Source organism: Lachnospiraceae bacterium JLR.KK002 (assembly GCA_036941025.1).
GTDB lineage: Bacteria > Bacillota > Clostridia > Lachnospirales > Lachnospiraceae > Petralouisia.
Genome location: JAYMNP010000001.1, coordinates 1,386,216 through 1,399,088, shown reverse-complemented (window position 1 = coordinate 1,399,088; position 12,873 = coordinate 1,386,216). Strand labels below are relative to the sequence as shown.

Here is a 12,873-nt window from a genome sequence, read left to right as displayed (position 1 = left end):
GAATGGGGAGTTATGCACACTGTCCACGATGCTTTTTTTTGCTTTTAAAGCCTTTTTAGGGCAAGATATTACCGGGCAGGGCTGTTGTCCCGGTCTGGCTGTTCTTGTGCGTTTTTTGGCTGTTCTGTGCGCCCTAAATACTGGTTCAGGTTCTCCAGTTTCCGGTTCAGCGATTTCAGCTCTTTGTCACAGTTTTTGTAAGTGGCGGTCAGTTCCTTCTTCTGTGCGGTCAGCTCCTGATATTCTGCTTTCAGCTTGTCAATATTCAAACCTTTTAAGGAGATGCCCGCCTGTTCCAGCATACGCCTTGCGCCGCCATAAAGAATGATCTGGCTCTCATGCTTGCGGAAATATGCGTCAGGGTTTTTCGATTTCTTATAGGCAATATTGTAAGACTTGTTGGCTTTGTATTGTTCCGCATATTTGATGATTTCCGCAAGGTCTTTCATACGGTTTTCCAGTTTCCGTACAGTCTGTTTTGCTTCCTTTCCAGTGGCGGAAGTGGCGGCGATTTTCTGTTCCAGTTCTTTTATGGAGCCAACCTCGTTGTATGCCTGTGCTGCAATCTTTAAATTCTCAACCACCGCCCACCTTTGCAGTCCCGGACTGTTCTGGAATTTTTCATCAGAGGTGTCAATCAATCTCTTATCCGCATAATCTCTTTTCGGGATAACCGCTTTCCGTTCCCGTTTCAATTCTATCCGTTCTTTGATGCGTTCCTTTGTATATTCTCTGCCGAGTGACTTTACACTGCCACGCACAAAACGCTCTTTGCCAAGTGGACGGAAAGAGATAAATTTGGGGGCATCTTCCCCAAAGGCTTCGCCTTTTACTTCATAGCCTTTTGCCCGCATCAGGAGCAGAAATTCTTCATAGGTGGAGGATGCTTTGATGGCAGCATTGATGTCTTTTCTTATCTGCGTTTTCCATGCTGTACCATTCTTGTCTGACTGCCATTCATTGTATTTTTTGCCACGCTCCCCACCGGGAATTATGACGGAAAGGTTATGCTCGCTGCACAGCTCGTCACTTAGTTTCCGGATGCGGTAATAGCTTTGCTTGCAGTCATGATATTTATTATGTTCCATGTTGTCGGCGGCACAAAAAATGATGTGGTTATGGACGTGACCTTTATCAATATGGGTGGTGACAACATAAGAAAATTTTCCCTCTAAAACCTTGTCGGCAAGTTCTTTCCCTATCTGGTGCGCTTCGTCAAAACTGACCTCACCGGGAGCGAAAGCCTGTATCAGATGATAGGCTTTGTTGGGGCTGTTTTCCCGGCAGTGGTCTAAAGTATATTTGAAGTCAATCGCTGCGGTTTCCGGCGCACAGGCATAGGAAGAAATGTAGATGCTTTCGTCCGTTTTATCCGGGTTGCATATGTAGGCTACCGCTTTATCAACGGTTGCTGTGATAGCATGGATTTTTGTGTATGCCATACCTGTTTCATCAACTCCTTTACTTCGTCCATATCTTCCTGATAGACGTGGTTTGTGCTGTTAATTCTTTTCGCAATTTGGTTCAGGCTGGAGCTGATCCGTCCAAGCTCCGTATTGTATTCTCTTAAAAAACTGTAATCCACGTCATAGACGTATCCGTATAAAATTAGCTTCCGGATGAAAGCCGATTTGCTTTTCATGCCGGATAGTTTAAACTTTTCGTCAAGGATATACTGCTCTTTATCATCTAAGTGAAATTCATTCCGGTTGGTTCGTGTCCTGTTTGCCATTTCTGCATCGTCCTTTCTAAATTTGGGCATAAAAACCTGCTAACAAAAGTCAAGACTTTTTAGCAGGTTTTTAAATATATTTTTCGTATGAATTTTTCCTACGACAATTAGACCGGTGGAAAATCCGGTCTGCCGTATCCGCTGTTTTAGTTCTTTTTACTTCTGGTATACTTCCATCACACGTGCATAATAAATCCTAAGGAATTTATTTAATCCCGCTATTTTTGCTGCACGTTTTGACTTTCCTTCTTTTTCTTTCTTCAAAATAAATCTATACACTGCTGCGTCTGCTGGCTCTTTATGGGTTTTCAGACATCTCATCACTTCATATCCAATCTTTCGCAGGCTGGAAGAACCTCTCTTGGATATTTTCCTCTCTGTCCCCATAAACTGCCCTGACTGATAGGGCGGCGCGTCGATTCCTGCGTGGGCTATCAGGGCTTTTCCGCTATGGAATCTTCTCACATCCCCAATCTCTGCAATCAATTTAGGCGCAAGGACATTTCCAACACCTCCCATTGCCCTGACAACCGGATATTCCGGCAGACTCTTGGCTAATGCCTGCATCTGTGTTAGAATGGTCATCAGAGTGTTATCGACTTCTCGTAACACCCGTACTGCCTCCTGTACCAGCATTTTGGTCGATGGGGTATCGGAGGGTACTGTGGGGATGCCTTCTTTTGCCAGTGCATAGATCTTGACGGCTTTATCCTGGCTCTGATGGTATCCCTTCTCTTTTGCCCATTTCAGATAGCTCTCTATAAACTGTTCCTCCGGTTTCTTCGTGATATTGTCATAATGCCAGTATTCTTCCGCAAAATCCCCCAGCTTATCTTTCCCATTTGTTTCATTCCAGCCTTTCAGCAGCGTTTTGATCCCAGGCATCGTATAGTCCAGAAGATGAGTCAGTTCCAACACGCTCTCCACACGCATCCGCATATAGTGACGGTACTGCCTTCCCAAAAGCTTCAGCTCCGCATAGACGCTTTCTTCTGCCTCATAGTCCTTCAGCCTGTACCAATGGTCAATCCCATAGTTAGAGATTGTAATGGCATCCTGCTTATCCGTTTTCACACGTCTTAACCCCTGACAGCGGTATTCCTTCATCTCAAATGGATTAATCACTGCCACAAACAGCCCTTTTTCTTTCAGATAGCTTAATACAGGCAGATGGTAGATCCCAGTAGCTTCCATGACCACACGGATGTCATCATTCAGACGCAGCAGCATGGAAGTCAGTTCGGACAGTTCTTTCTCCACATGACAGACTTCAAAAGGCCTGCTCACAACCTCACCATAAGGCTTTAAGATACATACGGTACTTTTTTCTTTTGACACATCAATTCCTACACTTATCATCTGTAACCTCCAAAATAAATCTGTAATTGTCCCATCCACACTTATTACCACTCATTTTAGTTCGTTACACGAAAGCACCTTACGGGTTTCAACCTGCTTAAACGACTGCTTATAATAAGGGATGGTTGACGGTTTTTATGACGGATGTGGTTAATCCAAAAATCGCTTCGCCAGACCAATTACTCCCTTATCATAAAAAAATAAGTGCAGAAGGTAAAGCACTATTGATATGCCTTATCTCTTACACTTATATGGTACTAAAAACTGCTGTAAATTGTTCGGTTTACAACAGTCTGGTTTCGTATCTGTTCAGTTGTTTTGGATAGAATTATCCATGTGCTATTGTAGCAAATCTGCGGATAAAGGTCAAGGACTGGCAGAGAAAAAACGGAAAGAAAATCAAAGAGGGTTAGGGACACTTCCCTATGGAAATTTCATCAAACGGACGGTAGGACGGAATGATGAATTTCGCCCATGTGTCCGGACATGGGCAGTGCTTGCTATTCTTGTCTTTCGACACTCCCAGAGGGTGTGTCGGTACTTAACCAGTATCACAAAATAAAATTGTTTCATAGTTCCAAATATTTAAAACTTTTACTTGAATTTTTAATGTGGATGATGTAAAATAGCAATATGAATTTGGAACAGATATATTCAGAGGACGAGATACGAGTACAAATTTTTAAAGCCTTGGCAGATAAAACACGTTTGGATATTATAAGGATTCTTAGAAACAGGGGTGAAGAAATGAACTGCGGTGAGATTGGAGAATATATTGATATTCCCAAGTCAACAGCATCGTATCATTTTAAGACGTTAAGGGAAGCAGGTCTGACCGCAACAAGAAAAGAATCATTGAACAAATATGTATCGTTAAGGCTGGATATGTTTGATAAGTATCTACCGGGATTTCTTGACACTCTTTGAAAGATATGTGTCAAGAAATTTTTTGAACTAATAGTTCCATAATTCCAAAACTATAAAATAAAATTAGGAGGAAGATAAGATGATTATTGATAGTCATGAGCATTTAATGCTGCCCATAGAAATGCAAATTGAAAAACTGAATCAGGCGGGAGTGGATAAAGCTATATTATTTTCGACTGTACCGCACCCGGAGCGAGCAAAAAATCTGGCAGAGTTGCGAGGAGAAATGAACATACTATATAAAGTATTGGCTGGTGCAAATAATAAAGAAGCAAATAGAGAAAGAATGATAAAAAATAATAATGAGCTGGCTATGCAGATGAAAAAATATCCTGAAAGATTTTTCGGTTTTGGTGCAGTGCCTTTGGGTATGAGCGAACCAGAAACTTCTTCATGGATAGAAGAGAATATATTGTCTAATGAATTTAAAGGTATTGGAGAATTTACTCCCGGTTCTGATGAACAGATTAGGCAGCTTGAAGTAATTTTTCAAGCAGTAAATAATTTTAGTAATTTACCAATATGGGTTCATACATTTAATCCTGTCACTATATCAGGCATACACATTTTAATGGAACTTTGTGAAAAATATCCCTCAGTGCCAGTGATTTTTGGACATATGGGTGGATCGAATTGGATCGATGTGATAGATTTTGCAAAAAGCCATAAATACGTGTACTTAGATCTTTCCGCAGCATTTGCTTCAATTGCAACTAGAATGGTTATTTCTGAGTTGCCTGAAAGATGTCTTTACAGTTCAGACGCACCGTATGGAGAGCCTTATTTGTACAGGCAACTAATAGAATTTGTTAGTCCTTCACAGGAGGTTGCCAATATGGTATTGGGAAATAATATATTGCAATTATTGAGTGAATGAAATTAAGGAAAGCTGGTGTTTGTGATGGGCAAAGTAATGATTTTATCTTTTACAGATGATGAGGAAGATATTTATAAGCGGATATTGCAAATCATAAATGGCAGTAAAAATTTTGAACAATGCAGTGCTTTTCAGAATATAAAACTAATTCAAGCTGGAAAATTATGGATAGATTATATGCAAAGAAATGTTTGTGTTAATAACATTGAAATTGAACTTACCTATATTGAATTTGAAATTTTATATCTATTAGCTGGCAATCCTGGCAGGGTGTTTAGAAAAGAGCAGATATATGATATTGTTTGGAATGAAGCATATGCTGGTGATTACAATATCGTTATGAGTCATATCCATAATATAAGAGAAAAGATAGAGGATAATCCAAGCAAACCGATTTACATACAGACGGTTTGGGGCGTAGGCTATCGGTTCAATAAAAATCTAAACAGTGGTTTGTAATGTAAATATTGCAGACTGCTGTTTGTTGGTTGGAAGATAGTTTATGAATTATAGCTACCTTTTTGGTAAGTATATACCTAAAAAGTGCGTTCTTGTATTGACAGCGGCAGAATGTTATTTTTAAGTCTGAAATAAGAAGGAAAGGATATGGGATGATGAAAAATATAGAAATTGGCTCAATTCGTCCGCCGTCAGAGAGTGAAAGCCTGCTTGTCCGAGTGACCAGAGGATGCCATTGGAATAAGTGCTATTTTTGTGGACTATACAAATCTATGAATTTTTCCATGCGTCCGATTGAAGATACCATACAGGATATTAAGGAACAGGCGGCATTATATCAGGGAAGAAAATTCAAATCATGTTTTTTGCAGGACGGGGATGCGCTGGTATTAAAAACGGATTATCTGCTCCGTATTTTGGATGCGCTAAATAAGTATTTTCCTGATTTGGAGTATATAACTTCCTATGCTCGTGCTGACAGTATCACACGAAAAAGTCCGGCAGAATTACAGGAACTTCGGCAAGCGGGACTAAATCATCTGTACTGCGGTATGGAAACCGGATCGGATAAGATATTACAGCTTATCAACAAAGGCTTCCATGCAGATACCGTTGTGGAAAGCGGGTGTATGGCAAAAGACGCTGGCATGATTTTATCAGAGTTTATATTGCTTGGGATTGGTGGAAAAGAGCTTTCAAAAGAAAATGCAATCCAGACAGCGGAAGCACTTAATGTGATTCAGCCGGATTTTATTCGTGTCCATGCAACGGGAATAAAACCGGAGTCTAAAATGTGGGAGTTTGTTCAGGGAGGTTCTTTCACATTACAGTCCGAAGAAGAAATAATGATAGAGCAAAAATTATTCTTGGAGAAGCTGCTTGAAATGGACAGCTATTATGTGAATGAACATATCGTCAATTTGTTGTTGGAGGTCAGGGGAAAGCTGCAAACGGATAAAATGGAAATGCTGTCTGCCATAGATAATTTTTTAGGCTTGCCGGAAGATGAAAAACTTTTATTTATTGTAGGCAGGCGGCTCAATATTTTCTTTTTGCTGGACGATTTGAAAAATCCGGAATTATATCGAAAAGCACAGGAATGTATGGAGCAGATTTTACAGAAAAATCCGCAGGTAGATTTCACCAGACTTTGTAATTATGTCAGGCAATCACAGATTTAGGATAATAAGAGAACCCGCATAGCTGTTTCAAGTTTGCTGTGCAGGTTCTTTTTTGTCATAAGGATAGTCAATAAAATAATTATTTTTTGCTTTGGGAAGGACAGCATACGGGCTGTATATCCAATCCGTCCAAATATGCTGTTCCCCAATCACACATGGCGTTCAGTACAGGTATGATGCTTTTCCCAAAGGCAGTAAGAGAGTAGATTGTTTTAGGCGGTTTTTCAGGAATCACTTCTCTGTTTATCATGCCGCAATCTTCTAAATCATGGAGCTGACCGGAGAGCATTTTGGGGGTTGCATTTGGGATAAGGCGTTGCAGTTCCATGTAGTGTAATGGCTGTGATTTTAAATGCCACAATACCAGCGGTTTATATTTCCCTCCAATCAGGGACAGGGTAGCTTCTACGGGACAGTTAAATTGTTTTTGTTCTGCTTTCATTTTGGTTCTCCTAACTGCAAGGGTGCTATCTTTTTTGAAAGTATCTATCAAAAAAGTGCAATCTTGCGGAATTATATTTCAGCGTTACAATAGAGTTGTCAGTTGGTTTGGCATACTAAATATAACATAAGAAAGGACTTGATACTATGGATTTTTTAAACATTGCAAAACAGCGTTTCTCTGTACGCAGCTACACAGATCAGGCGGTGGAAAAGGAAAAACTGGATAAGATTCTGGAAGCTGCCCATGTAGCTCCAACCGCCGCAAACCTCCAGCCTGTGCATCTGATTGTGGTGCAGAGCAAAGAAGGACTTGAAAAGATAGGACAGGGGGCAAACCTCTATGGTGCGCCGCTGGCAATCATCGTCTGCGCTGACCATGAAAAGGCTTGGGTGCGCCCGTTTGATAAGAAGCAGACAGGTGATATTGACACCTCTATTCTGACAGACCACATGATGCTGCAGGCAACGGAATTGGGGCTTGGCTCTGTATGGATTTGCTATTTCAAGCCGGATGTTATCAGAAAGGAATTTGGACTTCCTGAAAATCTGGAACCCGTCAATATCCTTGCGGTTGGTTATTCGGATGAAGAAGTCGCTGATCCGGAACGCCATAAAGATATGCGTATTCCGATAAGCCAGTTGGTATCCTACGAAAATCTGTAATAGGAGCGATTGCAAATATTTAAACATGACAGGCAGTGCGCACAGCGTACTGTCCGTTGTGCTTTATGGATGTCTTTCAGAAATATGCGCATAGGTTTCTTCCAGAATCCATTGAATGTGTTCGTCCTGAATACTGTAAAAGACCTTTTTACCGTCCTTGCGGGAACGGACTAACCTTGCAATGCGAAGTTCGTGTAGCTGGTGGGATATGGCAGATTCGGTGACTTCGATTTTCTTTGCAAGCTCGCTCACACAATATTCCTGCTTCATCAGATGCCAAAGTATTTTCATTCGGGTGTAATCGCCCATTGCTTTGTGTAATTCTGTTAATTGTTCCAGTTCGGAAGAATTGGGGACAGAAAAAATTGTTTTGTTTGTTTGATTCATAGTGTTGCTCCAATCTTATGTATACCCTTTCGGGCATTCCGTAATCCATACTCCTTCGGAGTGGGCGTTGCACGACAAGGTATAAGCTGTTTGACAGACCATAGGTATATGGGTATCATAATTTTATCTGGAAGGGGGTGGTTAAATGCCACACTATAACTTACCTCACAATCATGGACAGAATATTGAGAAAGTCCTAGATAAGATTCCACCTGCAGAACGGTTCAGAGATATAGCGTTTTTGTTCCAGCAGTTAGACGATCCTACAAGGCTGCGGATTTTGTGGCTGTTATGCCATTGTGAGGAATGTGTCTGTAATATAGCGGCGGCTGTTGATATGAGCGCACCTGCTGTGTCGCACCACCTTCGGGTTTTAAAGAAAAGCGGGATTATATCAAGCCGGAGGGAAGGAAAGGAAGTATACTACTCCCTGTCTAAAACGCCGCAGGCAAAATTGCTGCACCGTTCCATAGATGCCTTGTTTGAAATCTCCTGTCCAACCGATATTTAAGAAAATGCGCTACCTTGTGGGGTGTAGCGCATTTCTCGTTGTTCTTTTTAAATTGACTTTATTCAGAAACGGGTGATACTTTTACCCGCATTGCCCGGATTGCGTTCAGGATTGCAATAACGGAAACACCAACATCGGCAAATACCGCCGCCCACATATTGGCATATCCTAAAGCTCCTAAAATCAACACTAAAAACTTAATTCCCAAAGCAAATACAATGTTCTGGTTTGCGATGCGGATTGTCTTTCGGGCAATCTTCATAACTGTGGCAATTTTTGACGGCTCATCTGTCATTAAGACCACATCTGCGGCTTCGATAGCGGCATCAGAGCCAAGACCACCCATAGCGATACCGACATCTGCCCTTGCCAGTACGGGGGCATCATTGATTCCGTCTCCGACAAAGATAAGTTTGCCTTTTTCTGTTTTTTCCCTTAACAGTGCTTCTACCCGGTCAACTTTGTCGGCGGGGAGCAGCTCAGTATAAGCCTGATCCAGTCCAAGACGCCCTGAAACTTTCTGCCCTACTGCGTCAGCATCTCCGGTCAGCATAACCGTTTTCCGTATGCCGGAGGATTTGAGCTGGCGGATTGCAGACGGAGCGTCCTGCTTGATTTCATCTTCTATGACAATAGAACCGGAATATGTTCCGTCACAGGCGAGATAAATCACTGTTCCAACAGCGCCGGAAGGCTGGTAGCGGATATGTTCCCGTTCCATGAGTTTTGCGTTTCCCGCAAGGACTTTCTTTCCGTCTATGACTGCCTGTACACCATGACCTGCAATCTCCTGAACATCAGATATGCGGTTTTGTACGATTTTTTTGCCATAGGCTTTTTTGATAGAAGCAGAAATAGGGTGGTTGGAGTAATCCTCTGCGTATGCGGCAAGCTCTAAAAGCTGTGATTCGTCCATGCCAATAGGATGGATTTCACTGACTGCAAAAGAGCCTTTTGTGAGTGTGCCTGTCTTATCAAATACAACCATTTCAGCATGAGCTAAGGATTCCAGATAATTACTGCCTTTTACAAGGACACCGATTTTCGATGCGCCGCCGATGCCGCCAAAGAAACTTAACGGGATAGAGATTACCAGCGCACAAGGGCAGGAGATTACAAGGAACGTCAAAGCACGATAAATCCATATGCTAAAGGACTGACCAGTGATAACAGGCGGCAATATGGCAAGAGCCAAAGCTGCAAATACCACTGCCGGGGTGTAGTAACGTGCAAAACGTGTGATAAAATTCTCTGTCTTTCCTTTTTTATCGCTTGCATTTTCTACTAAATCAAGAATTTTTGCTACGGTGGATTCTCCGAACTCTTTTGTTGTGCGGATAGATAAAATACCTGTCTGGTTGATGCAGCCACTGATGACTTCCGCACCCGGAGCAACTTCACGAGGCATGGATTCTCCAGTCAGTGCAGAGGTATCCAAAGCAGAAACGCCATTTATAATGATACCGTCCAGAGGGATTCGCTCGCCGGGTTTTACAACAATGGTATTTCCAATAGAAACTTCTTCTGGATCAACCTGTACCAGTTTCCCGTCCCGTTCCACATTTGCGTAATCCGGTCGGATGTCCATTAGGCTTGCAATGGATTTACGGGATTTGGAAACCGCATAAGACTGAAACCACTCCCCTACCTGATAAAACAGCATAACTGCTACGCCTTCTGAATGTTCCCCTAAAATCAGTGCGCCAATCGTTGCAATCGTCATCAGGAAATTTTCGTCAAATACCTGACCGCTTAATATGTTTGTAATGGCTTTCCAGACAATATCCCAACCGATTATTACATAACAGGCTAAGAATATGCCCATTTCCACCTGCTCTGGAAGATGGAGCAGACTGCCTGCAAGAAACAGGACTGCCGCTGCAATAATGCGGATCAATAAATGTTTTTGTTTTCGTGTCATTAGAATACTCCTTTCATAATTCAGGCATTTTAGGCGTTTGCGAAACGCCAGAACCCACATAAATACGGGATTCTTTTTGTTACAAAATAAAACAACTCCTCACTGGTTTGTGGTAAAATTGAGATGTCGAGTAACAATCAACCATCCACCAGAAAGGAGTTGTACCTACATGATACCATACAAACAGCTCTCTTTGGCAGATATTTTTACCGATTGCCAAAATAAATTTGATAATGATAAATATCAGTTCCTTGCACTTCTCGAAAATACCATCAACTTAGATGAAATGGTCCCAGTGTCCTTTATTTCTCATTTCCATGCTGCCACTGGCAGGCCCCGTAAGCATCTGCTTTATCCGATGCTCAGGGCTCTGTTATTACAGCTCATCTTCTCAATCCCAACAACATCCCTGCTGATCGTATTCCTGAAATACTCCCAGGAACTGCGGGACTTCTGCGGCTTTGATGTTGTCCCGGATGCCTCTAAATTCACCCGCTTCAAACAGGAGTTTTTATCGGACTTACAATCCATGTTCGACCATCTTGTTGACTTGACCGAACCGATATGCCATTCTATTGATACACAGAAAGCTTCCATGCTTCTCTTTGACACCTCCGGCATTGAGGCATGGGTTACAGAAAACAATCCCAAATATGCCAACCGTATCATCAAACAGCTGAAAGCCTTCAAAAAAGCAAAAGGGATGGACGATTCCTTTGACCCTTATAAAGCCGCCTACGGCTCCATGCCTTCCCATGCTGCCGCCAGTCCAGCCATTCAGCAGATGTACATTAACGGGCATTTCTGTTATGCTTATAAATTCGGTATTATTACCAACGGACTCGGCATTGTCCGGGATATTTCCTTTTATAACAAGGACTTTCTTGCGGCTCATCCTGACATCATTGTTGGAAAAAAATCTGATTCCCCGGATGAAGATAAGAGTCTTGCCGATTCCAGGGCATTGATTCCCACTTTAAAGGATTTCTTTCGCAAGCATCCGCTTATCAATCCGAAAACTTTTCTGGGAGACGCCGCATTTGATTCCATTGAAATCTACAAATACCTGTTACAGGAAGCTTCCTTTGAGCAGGCTTACATTCCCCTCAACGGCAGAATCTCCCTTCCAAAATCCGACTGCCCGCTGAATAAGGACGGCATCCCCTGCTGCCCCAAAGACCCATCCCTTCCAATGAAACGGGAAGGAAGCAAATCCCATCTCCGCTGCGGACTGCCAACCATGAAGTTTGTATGCCCGAAAATGAAATGGGAGTGGAACAAACTTACAAAGAAATCAAAACGTGTCTGCCACTGTGAAAATCCCTGTACTGAATCCCCCTGCGGCAGGATGTTTTATATTTATCCCGAGAAAAACCTGCGCGCCTATCCTGGTACGCTTCGTGGTACGGCCGAATGGGATTCCACCTATAAGCTCAGGGTAAACGTTGAGAAATCAATCAACCATTTCAAGGACAGCTTCTGTGTTGCCGGACGTAAAACGCAGAATGAAAAAACGCTTCATGCTGACCTGCTTCTCGCCGGGATTACCCAGCTTATTACTGTAATGGTGGCTGATAAACTGCACAGGCATGAATATATCCGCAGTTTAAAACCTCTGATTGCATAACCTTACATACCGCATACCATTTCACGGGCAGATATCCTTATCTGCTTTGTTTTCATGTCTTAAAATCCTTGTTATCCACATCCACCTCCTGTAAGTCCGGCTCAACCGGGCCTTTGCCCTATTGGAATCAAGATTTTGAACTTGTTTCGCAATTACCTATTCAGGCATTTTCGTTTTGAAAAAACACCGGATGCCAGAAATGACAGCCGGTGTCCGGTTCGTGCCGCATCATGCCCGTCAAAGAACACGATACTTTTGACAGATGCCACCTAACGGTTATGCCTGAGTTTTTATGCTTTTACCGTTACGTCCGGCTCGATTTTTTTAATCAGTGCCTTTGCTTCATTCAATATGGTGTCAAACCTGTCATCGGGTGCTTCCAGTACCATTTTTTGACCGAGGAAGTTGACGGATACACTGGTTACACCGTCAATCTTCTGTACTGCGTTCTGAATCTTATCTGCACAGTGACCGCAATCCAAGTCGATAAGTTTGATTGTTTTTTTCATGGGAATAATCCACCTTTCTAAAATGTTTTTGTTGGTTTGGCATGGCTGAACAATTAAAGAAATGTTTAATCGTTCAGCGCAAAGTATAGCCACCAATCGGCTATAAGTCAATGGTTTTGAAGTCGGTATTCCTCTTTGGAGCATAAAACCTCCTGATTGGATTTTTGCAAAAAAAGAAATTTCTTTTCGGATAAAAAAAGCTCCTTTTCAGAGCGGACAAAAGGAAAATCGGGTGTTTATAATGATAAACGGTAACAGCCCAATTCCCTACGGGGG

The 12,873-nt window shown here is 42.2% G+C and carries 13 protein-coding genes and 1 pseudogene; 7 read left to right on the top strand and 7 right to left on the bottom strand.

What is annotated here, in order from left to right; genetic code table 11:
- Positions 1-68 precede the first annotated feature (68 nt).
- The 3 genes from VSQ32_06800 to VSQ32_06790 form a co-directional block, all read right to left on the bottom strand.
- Positions 69-1,442, bottom strand: a complete 1,374-nt coding sequence (locus tag VSQ32_06800) for a relaxase/mobilization nuclease domain-containing protein (GenBank protein MEH2942574.1) — start codon at positions 1,440-1,442, stop codon at positions 69-71.
- The gene (gene mobC / locus VSQ32_06795) at positions 1,391-1,732 is read right to left on the bottom strand and encodes a plasmid mobilization relaxosome protein MobC (protein MEH2942573.1); all 342 of its coding nucleotides are present in this window, start codon (positions 1,730-1,732) and stop codon (positions 1,391-1,393) included. Before mobC ends, VSQ32_06800 begins: the two co-directional genes overlap by 52 nt.
- Before the next feature lie 156 nt (positions 1,733-1,888).
- Positions 1,889-3,091: an IS110 family transposase gene (locus tag VSQ32_06790; protein ID MEH2942572.1), complete on the bottom strand. Its 1,203-nt coding sequence runs from the start codon at positions 3,089-3,091 to the stop codon at positions 1,889-1,891.
- Between the two features lie 639 nt (positions 3,092-3,730).
- Here VSQ32_06790 and VSQ32_06785 point away from each other — a divergent pair.
- The 4 genes from VSQ32_06785 (at position 3,731) to VSQ32_06770 (ending at position 6,535) form a co-directional block, all read left to right on the top strand.
- Positions 3,731-4,018, top strand: a complete 288-nt coding sequence (locus tag VSQ32_06785) for a metalloregulator ArsR/SmtB family transcription factor (protein ID MEH2942571.1) — start codon at positions 3,731-3,733, stop codon at positions 4,016-4,018.
- Positions 4,019-4,097: 79 nt separating this feature from the next.
- Positions 4,098-4,895, top strand: a complete 798-nt coding sequence (locus tag VSQ32_06780; GenBank protein MEH2942570.1) for an amidohydrolase family protein — start codon at positions 4,098-4,100, stop codon at positions 4,893-4,895.
- Positions 4,896-4,919: 24 nt separating this feature from the next.
- Positions 4,920-5,354 carry a winged helix-turn-helix domain-containing protein gene (locus VSQ32_06775; GenBank protein MEH2942569.1) on the top strand — a complete coding sequence of 145 codons (435 nt, stop codon included), beginning with the start codon at positions 4,920-4,922 and terminating at the stop codon, positions 5,352-5,354.
- 152 nt (positions 5,355-5,506) lie between these two features.
- A complete protein-coding gene (locus tag VSQ32_06770) occupies positions 5,507-6,535 on the top strand; it encodes a radical SAM protein (protein ID MEH2942568.1) in 1,029 nt (342 codons plus the stop codon).
- 79 nt (positions 6,536-6,614) lie between these two features.
- Here VSQ32_06770 and VSQ32_06765 read toward each other — a convergent pair whose 3' ends face one another.
- Positions 6,615-6,977 (bottom strand): helix-turn-helix domain-containing protein, encoded by a 363-nt coding sequence (locus tag VSQ32_06765; GenBank protein ID MEH2942567.1) that lies wholly within the window; start codon positions 6,975-6,977, stop codon positions 6,615-6,617.
- Positions 6,978-7,123: 146 nt separating this feature from the next.
- On the opposite strand from VSQ32_06765, the gene VSQ32_06760 reads away from it, so the two are divergent.
- Positions 7,124-7,642: a nitroreductase family protein gene (locus VSQ32_06760; protein MEH2942566.1), complete on the top strand. Its 519-nt coding sequence runs from the start codon at positions 7,124-7,126 to the stop codon at positions 7,640-7,642.
- 63 nt (positions 7,643-7,705) lie between these two features.
- On the opposite strand, the gene VSQ32_06755 is transcribed toward VSQ32_06760, so the two are convergent.
- A complete protein-coding gene (locus VSQ32_06755) occupies positions 7,706-8,029 on the bottom strand; it encodes a metalloregulator ArsR/SmtB family transcription factor (GenBank protein ID MEH2942565.1) in 324 nt (107 codons plus the stop codon).
- 145 nt (positions 8,030-8,174) lie between these two features.
- On the opposite strand from VSQ32_06755, the gene VSQ32_06750 reads away from it, so the two are divergent.
- The gene (locus VSQ32_06750) at positions 8,175-8,540 is read left to right on the top strand and encodes a metalloregulator ArsR/SmtB family transcription factor (protein ID MEH2942564.1); all 366 of its coding nucleotides are present in this window, start codon (positions 8,175-8,177) and stop codon (positions 8,538-8,540) included.
- Between the two features lie 58 nt (positions 8,541-8,598).
- On the opposite strand, the gene VSQ32_06745 is transcribed toward VSQ32_06750, so the two are convergent.
- Positions 8,599-10,461, bottom strand: coding sequence for a heavy metal translocating P-type ATPase (locus VSQ32_06745; GenBank protein MEH2942563.1), 1,863 nt, complete (start codon positions 10,459-10,461; stop codon positions 8,599-8,601).
- Positions 10,462-10,630: 169 nt separating this feature from the next.
- Here VSQ32_06745 and VSQ32_06740 point away from each other — a divergent pair.
- Positions 10,631-12,026, top strand: a pseudogene (locus tag VSQ32_06740) (transposase).
- 352 nt (positions 12,027-12,378) lie between these two features.
- On the opposite strand, the gene VSQ32_06735 reads toward VSQ32_06740, so the two are convergent.
- A complete protein-coding gene (locus tag VSQ32_06735; GenBank protein MEH2942562.1) occupies positions 12,379-12,597 on the bottom strand; it encodes a heavy-metal-associated domain-containing protein in 219 nt (72 codons plus the stop codon).
- Positions 12,598-12,873: the final 276 nt, after the last annotated feature.